Origin of the sequence: Gordonia rhizosphera NBRC 16068, assembly GCF_000298195.1 — a bacterium.
Taxonomy (GTDB): domain Bacteria; phylum Actinomycetota; class Actinomycetes; order Mycobacteriales; family Mycobacteriaceae; genus Gordonia; species Gordonia rhizosphera.
The window spans coordinates 1-14,658 of record NZ_BAHC01000011.1 but is presented as its reverse complement, the minus strand read 5'-3'; the positions used below and the strand labels follow the sequence as shown (position 1 = coordinate 14,658).

The window sequence follows — 14,658 nt, the reverse complement described above, 5'->3', positions numbered from 1 at the left end:
CCAGCGGCACATGTCAATGTCATCGGAAACACATCGGAAACGGAGGCCGGCGACGTGTCAGTCCCGGAACCGGCGACCCGCGCTGTCCAGGCGCGCTCACGGTTGTTGAGAGCCGCGGTGGAGGCGTTCGCGGCCAAGGGATTCCCCGCGACGACCACCCGCGACATCGCGACCGGAGCGCAGATGAGTCCGGCAGCGGTCTACGTGCACTTCCGGTCCAAGGAGGAGGTGCTCTACGAACTCTCCGATGCCGGGCACCGTGCGTTCCTGGAGTTGATCGACGACGCCGACGATCCCGCGCAGCCGCCCACCGCGCGGCTACGGGCCGTGATCGGCGCGCTCGCAGCCCACCACGCACGCGATCACGTGTGGTCGAGGGTCGTCAACTACGAGTTGGACTCGCTGTCGACGGAGCATCGTGAGGCCATCGGGGTGATGCGCCGGGAGGTCGCCCGACGTGTCAGCGCGATCGTCGACGCGGGCATCGCGGGCGGAACCTTCGACGTCGACGACCCCCAGGCGACGACGACCCTGCTGCTCTCGATGGGGGTCGACGTCGCGCGCTGGTACCGGGAGTCCGGCGCGATGACGCCACAGCAGATCGGTGACTTTCACGCGGACATGGCCGCTCGGATCGTCGGCGCGCGGGCGGACGAGTCACCTCTGTGATGCCGCTGTTCGGACGACCCGAAAGCCGGGTCCGCCGCGAAGGCCGGCGACCACGTGCGATCGCGTCAGCGTCGCGCGGAGATCGCGCGGTCGGACTCCATTGCGACGGTTGTCGGCGCCGCCGGTGCGGCTGTCGTCGCGCGCCGCCGGGCACGGGCGGTCACCAGGGCGCCGACCACCGCGAGGAGCAGGACGTAGGCGACGTAGCCGAGGACCGTCTCCCGCAAACCGATGTGCGACACGATGATCCCGGCCACGACGGCGGGCAGGCTGAACGCGAGATAGCTCGCGACGAACACCGACGAGAAGACCTGGCCCCGCTGCTGCGCAGGCGTGGCGGCGCTGATGCTGTCCAGTGCCCCGAGGAACGTCGCGGCGAATCCGGCGCCGGCGATGACCGAGCCGGCGACGTAGAGCGGCAATGTCTCGCCGAGCACCCCGGCCAGCGAGACGACGGCGCCGCCGGCGAGGGCCGGGTAGCCGAAGGCGAGTTTGGTGGCCGCCGATTTCCCGGTGATCAGCAGGGACGTGACCGCGGCCGAGGCGAAGAACACGAACAGCAGGACGCCGGCCTCGGCGTGGTTGTCGACGCCGAACACGCGCGCGACGACCGAGGAGCCGAGTGAGAGATACAGACCGCCCAGTGACCAGGTGGCGACCAGGGCCGGCGCGACCGCGAGGAACACTCGTCGTACCTGTGCGGGCAGCCGCATCTGCGGAGCGAGGGTCGCGAGCAGGTGCCGTCGGGAGGTGAATCCGATCCGGTCCGAGGTCTCCGGGACCAGTAGCAGCGCGATCAGCAGGACCGCGAACAAGGCCAGGATGACCTCGTATACCAGGAAGCGCGGGGCGGGTGCGTATTCGACGAAGAGTCCCGCGATGGCCACGCCACCGGCCAGGCCGATCGCCGGGGCGGCGCCGGTGATCGCCGAGCCGAGTCGAGGCGTCGGTTGCAGGTCGACGACCGTGGCGGTGAGCGTCCCCATCGCGGCGCCGGTGGCCAGACCCTGCAGTGCGCGGGCCGCCATCAGGACACCGACGTCGTCGGCGGACACGAACAACACCATGCTCCCGATCAGCAGGAGCAGGGCGACCGCCAACACTGGTCGTCGTCCGATGTGGTCGGAGAGTGATCCGACGGTCAACAGGCTGACCAGCATCGTCGCCACGTAGATCGCGAAGACGGTGGTGAGGGTGAACGCCGAGAAGCCCCAGAGTTGCTGGTAGACGGGGTAGAGCGGCGAGGGTGCGGCGGAGGCGAAGAGAACCATCACGAAGGTCGCGGTGATCACCCAGAACGCGCGACGCGGGTGCAACCGAGTCATCTCATCTCCTCTCCTAAAGCAAAGCTATTTGCTTTAGATCGAACTTATCCAGGCCTGGACACTAAAGCAACCAGACTTGCAATAATGGTCGGCATGAGTGGTTCAACCGCAGCGGCGAGCGTTCATTCCCCCGGCGCGAAGCGACCGGGCGGCCGCAGCGCACGGGTGCAGTCGGCCGTGTATGCGGCGGTCGGGCAGTTGGTGGGTTCCGGACAGCGCGACACGATGACGGTCCCCGAGGTCGCCGCGGTCGCCGGCGTGAACCCGACAAGCATCTATCGTCGGTGGGGCACTATCGAGACGCTGCTCGGGGAGGTGGCCGTCGCGGCGCTGACCCAAGGGGAGCCGCTGCCCGACACCGGCGAACTGGTCGACGACCTCGCGGAGTGGTCCCGGATCATCGCCGCGGACATCGGCCGTCCGAAGCGGCGCGCATACCTACGCGCGATGGTGGTCGCCCGCAACGACGTCGTCGAGGAATGTCCGTGCTGGGAGATCCGCCGGGAGCAGGCCGAAGTGATGGTCGGCCGTGCGGCTGCGCGAGGACAGGATGCGCCGTCGGTCCGTCAGATCCTCGATCACGTGATCGCGCCGCTGTATCACCACGCCGTCTTCGGCCTCGCCCTCGACGACGCGTACGCCGAAGCGCTGGCTGCCGACGTCATACGCATGACCGATCGGAGCGCCCGAAAACGCTAGTCTCGGCGCATGAAGTACGTCCACGCATTCTGTGACGACGCGCTCGGCGACGGTGACGGCGTCGCGGTCGCGGCCGCCATCAGGTCCGGGGAGATCTCGGCCGCCGAGGCGCTCGAAGCCGCGCTGGGCCGGATCGACAAGGTGAACCCGCACCTGAATGCGATCGCCGTCGACGACCGTGAGCGTGCCCGCGACCGCGCCCTCGACAGCGACTTCCCCGCAGGGTCCTTCGCCGGCGTGCCGTCGATCATCAAGAACAACACCCTGTTCGAGGGGCTGCCGACGCAGTCCGGCTCGGCGGCGGTGCCCGCCCGGCCCGCCACCGCCAACGAACCGTTCACCGACCAGCTGCTCTCCACGGGGGTCAATATCGTCGGTGCGTCGACGCTGCCGGCGTTCGGGCTGACGGCGAGCACCGAATTCGTGGATCGTGACCCGACCCGCAACCCCTGGGACAGCGACTATTCCAGTGGCGCGTCGTCGGGTGGATCGGCCGCGTTGGTGGCCTCGGGGGCGCTGCCGATCGCGCACGGCAACGACGGCGGCGGATCGATCCGCATCCCCGCGGCCGCCTGCGGTCTGGTGGGTCTCAAACCGTCCCGCGGCCGGGTCATACCCTCACCGACCGGGAAGATCCTCCCGATCAACATCATCTGCGACGGGATGCTCACCCGAACGGTCCGCGACACCGCACACTTCATCTCCGACGCCGAAAAGTATCGGCGTCCGGCTAATCTGCCGCTGGTCGGTCTCGTCGAGGGCCCGGGTCGTCGACGACTGCGCTGCGCTGTCCTCACCGACACGGTGACCGGTGTTCCGATCGACGACGACACGGCCACCGCGGTCGACGGGGCCGTCGCGTTGCTCACCTCGCTGGGTCACGAGGTGGAGAAGATCCCGCTACCGGTGGACGGCACCTTCGCCCGGCAGTTCATCGAATACTGGGCCATGCTCGCGTTCGCCGTCGACCGGCTCGGCAAGCGGGCGATCCGCGACGGCTTCGACCACGACGCCCTCGACCCGTTCACCCTCGGGCTGTCGCGAAAATACCGGCGCGCCTTCTGGCGTACCCCGGCGTCGCTGCTGGGGCTGCGGCGCGCGACCGCCCGGGTGCGCGGGGTCTTCGAGCGGTTCGACGTCCTCATGTCGCCGACCCTCGGTCACGCCACCCCGAAGATCGGCTACCTCGATCCCGCCGGCGACTTCGATGTGATCTTCCAACGGCTGCTGCGCTACGTCGCGTTCACGCCGGCCAACAACACCTCGGGCCTGCCCGCGATCAGCCTGCCGATGGCGCAGACCTCCGAGGGACTGCCGCTGGGCATCCACTTCTCCGCCGACCTCGGCCGCGAGCGCACCCTGCTCGAGCTGGCCTTCGAGATCGAGGCGGCGCAGCCGTTCGCGCGTATCCAGGACCGAGCATCCACCCCGCAGGTCGACTAGCCGAGGGGCGTAGCGACGCAAAAAGCCCGCTGGTCGAGACATCCGTCAGGGATGTTTCGACCAGCGGGCGATCGATCAGCCGGGAAGCGTGACCTAGTGGACCACTGCCTTCTCCGCACCCACACCGGTCAGCGAGCGGACCTCCATCTCGGCGTTGCGTTCCGGGGTGCCGCGGTCGGACGGCGCGGTGAGCGTACCGATGATGCCCAGGGCGAACGCGAGCGGGATCGAGATGATGCCCGGGTTGGCCAGCGGGAAGTAAGCGAAGTCCGAGCCGGGGATCATCGAGCTCGGGGCCCCGGAGACCGCGGGCGAGAAGATGATCAGCACGATCGTCGACCCCAGGCCGCCGTACATGCTCCACAGTGCGCCGCGGGTGTTGAACCGCTTCCAGTACAGCGAGTACAGGATGGTGGGCAGGTTCGCCGCCGCGGCGATCGCGAAGGCCAGGGCCACCAGGAAGGCGATGTTCTGGCCGTTGGCCAGGATGCCCAGCACGATGCCCAGCACACCGAGCACGACCACGGTGTAGCGCGAGACGCGGACCTGATCGTCCTCGCTGGCGCGGCCGCGCTTGATGACAGAGCCGTAGATGTCGTGCGCGAACGATGCCGAGGCGGTGATGGCCAGACCGGCGACCACGGCGAGGATCGTGGCGAACGCGACCGCGGAGATGATGCCGAGCAGCACCACACCGCCGAGTTCGAAGGCCACCAACGGGGCCGCGGCGTTCTCGCCACCAGCCGCGCCGAGAATCTTGTCCGGCCCGACCAGTGCGGCGGCGCCGTAACCCAGGACCAGGGTGAACAGGTAGAACGCACCGATCAGAGAGATCGCCCAGACCACCGACTTGCGTGCCTCCTTGGCCGTCGGCACGGTGTAGAACCGCATCAGCACGTGCGGCAGGCCCGCGGTGCCGAGCACCAGTGCGATGGCCAGTGAGAGGAAGTTGATCTGGCTGGTGAGCGAGCCGCCGTACTTCGCGCCGGGTGCCAGCACGTCACGCGAGGCGACCTTCTCGCTCGACGACCCGCTGATAGCGTCCTGTGCCGAGCCCAGGATCGACGACATGTTGAAGCCGAACTTGGCGAGCACGATCAGGGTCATGACCGCGGCGCCCGTGATGAGCAGGACGGCCTTGATGATCTGCACCCAGGTGGTGCCCTTCATGCCACCGATGAGGACGTAGACGATCATCAGGGCGCCGACCACGGCGATCACGATCGACTGGCCCAGACGTCCCTCGATGTCGAGGAGCAGGGCGACCAGACCGCCGGCGCCGGCCATCTGCGCGAGCAGGTAGAACAGCGACACCGCGAGGGTCGAGATGGCCGCCGCCAGACGCACCGGACGTTGGCGGAGCCGGAAGCTCAGGACGTCGGCCATGGTGAACTTGCCGGTGTTGCGTAGCAGTTCGGCCACGAGCAGCAGGGCGACCAGCCAGGCGACGAGGAAGCCGATGGAGTACAGGAAGCCGTCATAGCCGTAGACGGCGATGGCGCCGGCGATGCCGAGGAAGCTGGCTGCCGACAGGTAGTCGCCGGCGATGGCGATGCCGTTCTGCGGCCCGGAGAAGCCGCGGCCGCCGGTGAAGAAGTCGGCGGCAGACGTGTTGTTCTTGCTCGCCTTGATCACCACGACCATGGTCACGGCGACGAAGGCCAGGAAGATCGAGATGTTGGCGACCGGGTTACCGACCGCGGCGGCCAGGAACTGGGTGTCGACGGTGGTGCTCATGCGGGAATCTCGCTTTCCATCTCGGTGCGGATCGCCTCGGCGCGCGGGTCCAGTTCACGGTTGGCGAAGCGGACGTAGAGTCCGGTGATCACGAAGGTCGACACGAACTGCAGCAGGCCCAGGATGAGGCCGATGTTGATGTCTCCCCAGACCTTGGTCGCCATGAAGTCGGTGGCGAAGGCGCCGAGCAGGACGTACAGCGCGTACCAAATGAGGAAGAACGCCGTCAGCGGGAACACGAAGCGGCGCAGCCGGCGCTTGAGGTCCTGGAACTGTGGACTCGCCTGCATGGCGATGAATTGCTCCCCGGTCGGTGAGTGCGACACCGGCCCCGGCGGATGTTCGATGGTGGACACGCGGACCTCCCTGATGGCTGTGATGGCTTTCGATCCGAAAGAGTATTGAGGTGCACGTCACAGGAGAATGGGGTGGCGCAGGTCACACGGTGAAGCCGGTTTTCTGTGCGCCGGGCGGTCGATCTGGCCCGACGAACGGTAAGCGGTCAGTGGTCTCCGGGTAGCCGTTCGATGCCCATGCCGAGCCGTTCGGGCACATGCATCCGGGCGAAGGTGCGGGCCAGATCGGTGGGCAGGTGGCGGCGTGAGGCCAGGCTCACCCCGATCATCGTCGCGAAGGCCAGTGGGACGGTGACCGCGGCCGGATACCCGATGATCTCGGCCGGCCATCCGCCCCAGACGTCGTCGTCGACGACACCGGCGATCGCCAGGCTCGTCGCCAGACCGGACGTCACACCGCCGACGGCGAGACCCGCGACCGCGCCCGGGGCGGTCAGCCCTCGCCACCAGATCCCCAGTACGAGCAGCGGGCACAGGGTCGACGCGGCCACTGCGAACACCAGCCCGACGGTGCGTGACAGTTCCAGCGATCCGGCGGCCAGCGAGAGCGCGATCGCGATCAGCCCGCCGATGAGGGCGGCGACGCGGAAGTCACGGACGCGTCCGCGCAGGACGTCGGTGGACAGCGCACCGGCGACACTGACCAGCAGGCCCGACGACGTCGCCAGGAATGCCGCGATCGCGCCGGCGGCGACCAGCGCGGCGAGCATTTGACCGGGGATCCCGCCCACGGCGGCGTGCGGCAGAAGCAGCACCGCCGCATCGGCCGTACCGGTCAGCAACAGCTGGGGCACGTAGACGCGCGCGAACACCCCTAGCAGTGTCGGGAACAGGTAGAACAGCGACAGCAGCGCGATCACCGCCAGCGCGGTGCGCCGCGCCGACCGGCCGTCGGGGTTGGTGTAAAACCGCACCAGCACGTGGGGCAGGCCCATGGCGCCCAGGAACGTCGCGATTATCAACGACAGCACCTCGAACAGCGGATGGGTGCCGCCGAGGCCGCCGCCGGAGGCGATCCAGTTCGAACCCGTCGTCGGCGCGCCTTCGACGACAGGGGTGGCCGCACCCGTGTCGAGATGGATGACGGTGCCGGAGGCGAGTTCATGCGATCCGACGGCGATCGGCACCGCCGACACGCGTTCGCCGTCGATGACGCCGGTCACCGTCACCCCGTCGGTCTCGGTGACCGTCACGATGACGTCGGTGGTGATGTCGACGACGGTCGCGTGGGAGACCCGGGGCGGAGCGGGTTGGCCCAGACCGGTGGGGTCGGAGAAGAACACGACCGTCAGCGCCAGCGCCGGGACGGCGATCGCGGTGAGTTTGAGCCAGTACTGGAACGCCTGGACGAAGGTGATCGACCGCATGCCGCCGCCGACGACGTTGATGATGACGATCGCCCCGACCGCCACCGCCCCGGTCCAGACCGGTACTCCCAGCAGAATGTTCATGGTCAGACCGGCGCCCTGGAACTGCGGGATCAGGTAGAGCACACACACCACCACCACGACGGTCATCGCGGCCAGTCGCGCCGATGGCGATCCCAGACGGAACTCGGCGAAGTCCGGGACCGTGTACGCCCCCGAGCGGCGCAGCGGTGCGGCCACGAACATCAGCAGGCCCAGATATCCGGCCGTGAAGCCGACCGGATACCACAGCGCGTCGGCGCCGTATTTGGCGACGAGTCCGGCGACGCCGAGAAAGGATGCGGCCGAGAGGTACTCTCCGGAGATCGCCGCCGCGTTCCAGCGGGAGCCGACGCTGCGGGAGGCGACGAGGAAGTCCGACGTCGTGCGCGACAGCCGCCCCCCGTAGGCGCCGACCGCGACAGTGGCGATCGCCGCGAGGGCCAGCGCCACCGCGGTGAGCGTGTCGACGTCGGTGGTCACGACCGGTCACGTGTCGTCATCGACCACACCGACGAAATCGCGTTCGGCCTGTTCGGCGAACCGGACGTAGAGCCGTCCGGTGAGGTAGAGCAGCGGATAGAGCAGGATCGCCAACACGATCCAGTTCAGTCGGATGCCCGCCACGATGACGGTGGTGAGCCACGGAAACAGGCTGCCCACCAACGGGATCGCGACGATGACCGCGGACACGAGGATCGCCAGCCGCAACGCCAGTCCGAGTTGGGCGCGCATGAGGCCGCGCACGAGTGCGTCGCCGACCTCGGTCTGCTCCTCGACCTCGACGCGGGTCCGCACGATCCGCGCGCCGCGGCGTCGGGCGAGCACGACGCGCTCGCGATGCGGGGTCTGGTCGGTCATCGGATGCTCGGCTCAGCCATGGGATTCGCCGCCTTCGGTTCCGCCCCGGTACTGCCGCATCGGATCCCGGATCAGCCGATCCTTCAACTCGCGCATCTGACGACGGCTGACCGGCAGTTCCACCGCTCCGGACGCCCCGTTCGCGCGAACGCACACCACCGTCGACGACCCGCTCGTGCGCAGCCCGGTGACCATCCCCAAGGCCACCAGATAGGACCGATGTACCCGCTGGAATCCCTGGTCCTGCCACCGGGCCGCCAATGTGGACAGCGGGATTCGCACCAGATGGGACCCGGTGACCGAGTGCAGCCGCGCGTAGTCGCCGACGGCCTCGACCCAGGAGATGTCGTCGCGTCGGACCAGCGAGGTGACCCCGGACAGTTCGACCGGGATCACCTCGTCGGCCGACGGCGCTGTCGGGGTCGCCGGGGCAGCCGGTTCCTCGGTGCGGGCCGGGCTCTGCCGCGCGGCGATGACACGGGCCAGCGCCTGGGCCAGGCGTTCCTCCCGCAGCGGTTTGAGCAGATAGTCGACGGCGCCGACCTCGAAGGCGTCGACGGCCTTGTCGTCGTGTGCGGTCACGAACACCACGGCGGGGGGATCGGCGTAGTTGGTCAGCACCCCGGCGAGTTCGAGACCGGACAGCCCCGGCATGTTGATGTCGAGGAAGATCGCGTCCGTGCGGTGTTCGTTGAGCACCCGCAGCGCCGTCGTGGCGTCGCCGGCCTGCAGTACTTCGCCGACGTCGGGCTGGCGGCCGAGCAGGTAGACGAGTTCGTCGAGGGCCGGAGGTTCGTCGTCGACGGCGAGGACGACCAACGACATCGCCAAACCTCCATCCACCAACGGTCTCAGGCGCGGATCCCCGCGCGGAACTTCGGCACCCGCATACCGACCCGGGTACCTGCGCCGATCCCCGTTTCGACCACTAGACCGTAGTCGTTGCCGAAGGCGGCGCGCAGCCGATGATCCACATTCGTCAACCCCACCCGGGCACCGTGCGATTCGCCGGTGGGCTTGTCGTCGTCGGGGCCCAGGGCGTCGATGTCGCCGGACCGCAACAGTTCGGGGTCCATGCCGACCCCGTCGTCCTCGACGGTGATCACGCAGTCGGTGCCCTCGTCGCGGGCGATGATCGTGATGGTGCCGCCGCCCTTGGCGGCCAGGCCGTGGCGCACGGCGTTCTCGACGAGGGGCTGCAGGGCCAGGAACGGCACGACGACGTTGAGGACTTCCGGCGCCACCTGCAGCTTGACGTTCAGGGCGGTGCCGAACCGGGCGCGTTCGAGTGTGAGGTAGCGGTCGATATTGCGCAGTTCGTCGGCCAGCAGCGTGTATTCGCCGGCCGCGCGGAAGGAGTAGCGGGTGAAGTCGGCGAAGTCGAGGATCAGTTCACGGGCGCGATTGGGGTCGGTGCGGACGAACGACGCGATCGTGTTGAGCGCGTTGTAGATGAAGTGCGGGCTGATCTGGGCGCGCAGTGCCAGGACCTCCGCACGGTCCAGGCGGGCGCGGGAGGTCTCGAGATCCGCCAGTTCGATCTGGCTGGAGACATAACGAGCCACCTCGGCGACGGCACCGAGCATGCCCGGTCCGGGGCGGCGCGTGGTGGCCACCACGAGCACGCCGACACCGGTGTCACCGGCAATCAATGGTTGGGCGAGGACCGCGCGCACCAGCGACATCTCCCCGCAGGGGTCGTTCACCAGCACCCGGCGTTGCTCGGCCTCGGCCGACTCGGCGGCCCGTGCCGCGGCGTCGACGAGATCGTCGTCCCACAGCGGGTCGTCGGCGGGCTCGTGTGCCAGCAGCGTGCCGCGCTCGTCGTAGAGTGCGACCGCCTGCCCCTCGGTCAGCGCGCGCAGATGCGGGAGCGCGTCGCGGGCAGACGCCGCCGACAGCCCCGACCGTAGCGATCGCGCCGCCTGTGCCGCGGTCTGCAGTGCGAAGTGAACGGCCAACTCGCTCGGGGTGGCGACGACCCGGCGGGTGCGCAACACGACCGCCAGCGCGACCGCGACCATCGCCATGATCGTGACCGCGAGGACCACCGCCAACTGACCTGACATGGCTCCACGATCCCATCCCCGTATGTGCCGTGGGATGAGAACCTGCGCGCACCGCCGGTTCGGAGCTGCTGCACGCAGAGCACAGATCTCTGCGGTCAGAGCCAGATCCCCGTGTCGGCTGCGTCCTACCGTGATTGCGTCCGGTCTCGAGAAAGGCCCACCCATGTCGGTTCTCTCATCCTGTCCGCGAATGGTGGTCGTCCGTGGGGCGCTCGTACTCTCGCTGGTGGCGCTGCTGTTGGGCCTGTCGGCGGGTCCGGCGACCGCGCAGGGCCCGAAGCCCACCATCGTGCTCGTCCACGGGGCGTTCGCCGATTCCTCGGGGTGGCGGGACGTGGCCGCGAACCTCCGCTCCGAGGGCTACCCGGTGCAGACCTTCGACAATCCGCTCCGGTCACCGGCATACGATTCCGGACAGCTCGAGAAACAGCTCGCGACCATCTCCGGACCGATCGTCCTGGTCGGTCACTCCTACGGTGGATTCGTCATCACCAACACCCACGATCCCGACGTCCGGGCGAATGTCTACATCGCCGCGTTCGCCCCGGCGAGCGGCGAGTTCGTCCAGGGGCTGCTGAACCCGATCACCTATCCGGGCAGTCGTCTGCTGCCGCCGGCGCTGCAGTTGAAGCTGGTCGAGAACGACCCCACCGGCATCGGTGGCCGCAACATCGACGGCTACATCGCCCGCCCGTACTTCCGCGACATCTTCGCCCAGGACGTCTCACCTGCGGTGGCGGCCGACATGTTCGCCCATCAGAAGTCCGCGGCACTCGTGGCGAACCTCGAACCGTCCGGTGCGCCGTCCTGGGCGACGGTGCCCAGCTGGTACCTGATCTCAACGCAGGACCGGGTCATCCCGCCGGCGTTGCAGCGTTTCATGTCTTCTCGGGCCGCTCCCGGCCGGACCGCTGCGGTCGACGCCTCGCATGCATCGCTCGTCTCGCGTCCCGCCGACGTGACCGCCATTGTGCTGGCGGCGGCGACCGCCGTGCAGCGCTGACGATGGCGGTCGTCTTCGACAGCCTCGACCATCCGCCGGGCGACCGCGTCGACGTGGCCCGGACCGTTCTCCAGGAGCAGTCCGCGCCGTCGACCGTGTCGTTCGACGACTCGCCAGACGTGGTCGCAGTGATGGAGGCGTGGGACCTCGGCGACGCCGGCCTGTTCTGCGCCTCGATGACCGGGAACAGGCTCCGGCGAACCGCCCGCGACGTACGGACCGGTCCCGCCGGGACGGTCGGCGTCGCAGTCCAGACATTCGGTGTCGGCCGCTTCGAACAGTTCGGGCACCAGCGGGTGGTCCGGGCCGGCGACATCATGATCGTCGACCTCGACGCTCCCTACGACTTCGGATGGCGGGGATGGGGACGGTCACGATGTCTGCATGTCCCCGCCGAGACGCTCGGGCTCTCGCATGAACAGATCCGATCCGCCGCCATTCATATCGACGCGAGTCCGCTCTACCCGATCGTGCGGCGGCATATCGACGACCTCTGTATCGGTCGCGACGCCGAGGTGCCCGCAGGCGCGGCGCGATCGCTCGGCGCGTCGTCGGTCACTCTCGTCCGTTCACTACTGACGACCACGAGAGCCCGGGACGAAGAAGACGAAGAAGGTGCGGCGCCGGACCCTGCTCTTCTGGTGCGACGGGTGGATCACTTCCTGGCCTCCCACCTCATCGACCCCGACCTGACGGTCGGGGCCATCGCCGCAGGTGTCGGGGTGTCGGAGCCCGACCTGCTCCGGACCACCATGGAAGCGGGGGTGGACCTGCTCCGTTGGATCGAGGCCCGGCGCCTGTCCCTCGCGCGTGCCGCACTGGCCGACTCGCCGACGCGCCCCGATCCGGCGTTCGCGCGTGCGCACGGATTCCCTGATCTCGGCTCGTTCGCCGCGGCATTCTCGATGTCGTATGGACTCGACCCGCGAGACTGGTGGGCACTGCGGGATGAGTGGTGACCACGGGGCACCCCCTGGTGCGGGCGAGCAGCGCGGTTGCGCAGTACGCGATATCCTTGCAGGTCACAGGGCTGTTTCGACGTGCGACTGATCCGTGTGGGGAGAGACATGGCGATCGTGTACCGATCCGCCGACGTGGCGGAGGGTGACCGCGAGGAGGTTACCCGAGCGGCATTTCTCGAACAGTCCTGGCCGACGACCGTCGAACTCGACGAGCCGAGGACGCCCGACTCGTTCATCGAGGTGTTCTCCTACGGACGGGCGAGCATCTTTCGCGCACAGATGACCGGGGTGCACCTGTCGAGGTCGGCTCGACAGGTGCGGTCGAGTCCCGCTGACGTCCTGGCGATCGCGGTGCAGGAGCGCAGCACGGCACGCCACCAGATGTACGGCGAGCAGCGCCTGGTGGCACCCCGTGACCTCATGGTCAACGACATGAACTCGCCGTACGTCTACGCCTGGCCTGGACGTGGCAGCTCGCGTGCGTTGTATGTGCCGTTGGAGGAGCTGGATCTCCCGACGGAGGTCACCCGGGTCGCATCGACGCGCCTGGCGGCGAGTCCGCTCTACCCATTGCTGCGCGCGCACATCGATCAGATGACCGACCTGGGTGATCACGTCGCGGCGGATCCCATCGCAGCGGAGACCGTGGGTGCGGCCGCGATCGACTTGGCCCGGGCGCTGCTGGCGTCGGCCTACGACCTCGACTATGGCCGAGCCGCGATGTCGGACGTGCTGTTACCCCGTGTTCGCGGATACGTCCGCCGTCATCTCGGCGACCCGGACCTGTCGCCGGCGATGATCGCTGCCGCACACGACATTTCAGTGCGAAAGCTGTTCGCGCTCTGCGCGGACGCGAATTTCAGTCTCGAACAGTGGATCCTCGCGAACCGTCTGGACGGTATTCGGGACGCGTTGGCCCGTCCCGAATACCGGCATCGGTCGGTGGCACAGATCTCGCGACAGTGGGGACTGACCAACGCCTCGCACGTAAGCCGGCGGTTTCGTGAGGCGTTCGGCATGACTCCGCGCGCGTGGCGACACCTCGCCCTCGACCCGGTCGAGTGATCCGTGGCGCCCATGGTCAGACATATCGCCGACCTGATCAGCATCTCGGCGTCCAACGGACATCCGGAAGGTGCGCCGGCCTGGCGCGAGTGGTCGATGGGCGACGACATGTGGTTGACCCACGTGCGCCATCACGGGCTGGCGGCAACCAACAAGCGGCGGCCACCGGGTACGCCGACCGCGCAGAGACTTGTCGTGGTGGTACCCGACGACGACCGGTGGACACTTCGCCATGGAACCCACATGCGGGCCGCCGATGCCGGTGCACTCGTCGTCGCAGATCCGTCGCTGCTGTTCGACTTCCGCGCATTCGGTACCGGAACCATTGTCGTGCTGGATCTTCCGTGTTCCTGGCTGACGCTTCCGGACGAGACGATCCACCGCGGCATCGACGAACTGCGCGACACCAACCCCCTGGTGCCGTTCGTCCGCAACCACCTCGTGCACCTCGGCCGCATCGGCGCACGGCACCCGGACATCCTGCCCGACCTCGCCTCGCCGACCGTTGACATGCTGCGATCACTGTTGCTCACGTCTGCGCAAACCCGCGAGCAGTCGTCGGCGGCCGAACTCCTCGTCCGGGTGAAGCTCTACATCTCCGAACACCTCACCGATCGGAACCTCTGCGCGGACACCATCGCCGCCGATCACAACATCTCCGTGCGAAAGCTGTACGCGGAGTGGCCGAGCGAGGAAGGGAGATTGAGCAACTACATCATCCGCCGGCGTCTCGAGCGTGCGCGCGACGCGTTGATCACCCGGCGCCATCTCACCGTCCCCGCGGTCGCGCGGGCACATGGATTCGCCGACCCCACGCACTTCACCAAACGGTTCCGAGCCGCTTTCGGTGTCTCGCCGTCGCAATGGAGACGCGACAACGCCGGACCGTGATCCCTGGTGGAGCCGGTCCGGCGACACTGTGAGCACAGAACCGTGCGCCCACAACCAGATCGGAGCGCACCGCGGATCGTAGGGTGGGTGGGTCGTAGACCCTTCTCCGCACCGACCGATCGGAGACCGCCATGACCACCACACCTGACACCATCGTCCTCGTCCACGGCCT

General features: G+C 68.3%; 14 protein-coding genes. 7 read left to right on the top strand and 7 right to left on the bottom strand.

Annotated elements, in window-relative coordinates; genetic code table 11:
• Positions 1-54 precede the first annotated feature (54 nt).
• Positions 55-669, top strand: a complete 615-nt coding sequence (locus GORHZ_RS00825) for a TetR/AcrR family transcriptional regulator (RefSeq protein WP_006329422.1) — start codon at positions 55-57, stop codon at positions 667-669.
• A 65-nt stretch (positions 670-734) separates the two neighbouring features.
• Here GORHZ_RS00825 and GORHZ_RS00820 read toward each other — a convergent pair whose 3' ends face one another.
• Positions 735-1,994, bottom strand: a complete 1,260-nt coding sequence (locus tag GORHZ_RS00820; protein WP_006329420.1) for an MFS transporter — start codon at positions 1,992-1,994, stop codon at positions 735-737.
• Between the two features lie 93 nt (positions 1,995-2,087).
• Here GORHZ_RS00820 and GORHZ_RS00815 point away from each other — a divergent pair, with 93 nt between their 5' ends.
• Positions 2,088-2,693 (top strand): TetR-like C-terminal domain-containing protein, encoded by a 606-nt coding sequence (locus GORHZ_RS00815; protein WP_083877152.1) that lies wholly within the window; start codon positions 2,088-2,090, stop codon positions 2,691-2,693.
• A 9-nt stretch (positions 2,694-2,702) separates the two neighbouring features.
• Positions 2,703-4,136: an amidase gene (locus GORHZ_RS00810; RefSeq protein WP_006329416.1), complete on the top strand. Its 1,434-nt coding sequence runs from the start codon at positions 2,703-2,705 to the stop codon at positions 4,134-4,136.
• A gap of 93 nt (positions 4,137-4,229) precedes the next feature.
• Here GORHZ_RS00810 and GORHZ_RS00805 read toward each other — a convergent pair whose 3' ends face one another.
• From GORHZ_RS00805 to GORHZ_RS00780, 6 genes are all read right to left on the bottom strand, one after another.
• Positions 4,230-5,873, bottom strand: a complete 1,644-nt coding sequence (locus tag GORHZ_RS00805) for a monocarboxylic acid transporter (RefSeq protein WP_006329415.1) — start codon at positions 5,871-5,873, stop codon at positions 4,230-4,232.
• The gene (locus GORHZ_RS00800; RefSeq protein WP_006329413.1) at positions 5,870-6,229 is read right to left on the bottom strand and encodes a DUF485 domain-containing protein; all 360 of its coding nucleotides are present in this window, start codon (positions 6,227-6,229) and stop codon (positions 5,870-5,872) included. The genes GORHZ_RS00805 and GORHZ_RS00800 overlap by 4 nt, the downstream gene beginning before the upstream one ends.
• A gap of 146 nt (positions 6,230-6,375) precedes the next feature.
• Positions 6,376-8,118, bottom strand: a complete 1,743-nt coding sequence (locus GORHZ_RS00795; RefSeq protein WP_006329412.1) for a sodium/solute symporter — start codon at positions 8,116-8,118, stop codon at positions 6,376-6,378.
• A 6-nt stretch (positions 8,119-8,124) separates the two neighbouring features.
• Positions 8,125-8,496, bottom strand: coding sequence for a hypothetical protein (locus GORHZ_RS00790; protein ID WP_006329411.1), 372 nt, complete (start codon positions 8,494-8,496; stop codon positions 8,125-8,127).
• Positions 8,497-8,508: 12 nt separating this feature from the next.
• Complete coding sequence (locus tag GORHZ_RS00785; RefSeq protein WP_006329410.1) at positions 8,509-9,321, bottom strand: LytR/AlgR family response regulator transcription factor; 813 nt, start codon at positions 9,319-9,321, stop codon at positions 8,509-8,511.
• Positions 9,322-9,347: 26 nt separating this feature from the next.
• Positions 9,348-10,565 (bottom strand): sensor histidine kinase, encoded by a 1,218-nt coding sequence (locus GORHZ_RS00780; protein WP_006329407.1) that lies wholly within the window; start codon positions 10,563-10,565, stop codon positions 9,348-9,350.
• Positions 10,566-10,755: 190 nt separating this feature from the next.
• Here GORHZ_RS00780 and GORHZ_RS00775 point away from each other — a divergent pair, with 190 nt between their 5' ends.
• From GORHZ_RS00775 to GORHZ_RS00760, 4 genes are all read left to right on the top strand, one after another.
• Positions 10,756-11,568: an alpha/beta hydrolase gene (locus tag GORHZ_RS00775; protein WP_006329404.1), complete on the top strand. Its 813-nt coding sequence runs from the start codon at positions 10,756-10,758 to the stop codon at positions 11,566-11,568.
• Positions 11,569-11,570: 2 nt separating this feature from the next.
• Positions 11,571-12,527: an AraC-like ligand-binding domain-containing protein gene (locus GORHZ_RS00770; RefSeq protein WP_006329402.1), complete on the top strand. Its 957-nt coding sequence runs from the start codon at positions 11,571-11,573 to the stop codon at positions 12,525-12,527.
• A 108-nt stretch (positions 12,528-12,635) separates the two neighbouring features.
• The gene (locus tag GORHZ_RS00765) at positions 12,636-13,595 is read left to right on the top strand and encodes a helix-turn-helix domain-containing protein (RefSeq protein ID WP_006329400.1); all 960 of its coding nucleotides are present in this window, start codon (positions 12,636-12,638) and stop codon (positions 13,593-13,595) included.
• A 12-nt stretch (positions 13,596-13,607) separates the two neighbouring features.
• Positions 13,608-14,486 carry a helix-turn-helix domain-containing protein gene (locus GORHZ_RS00760; RefSeq protein ID WP_051998712.1) on the top strand — a complete coding sequence of 293 codons (879 nt, stop codon included), beginning with the start codon at positions 13,608-13,610 and terminating at the stop codon, positions 14,484-14,486.
• Positions 14,487-14,658: the final 172 nt, after the last annotated feature.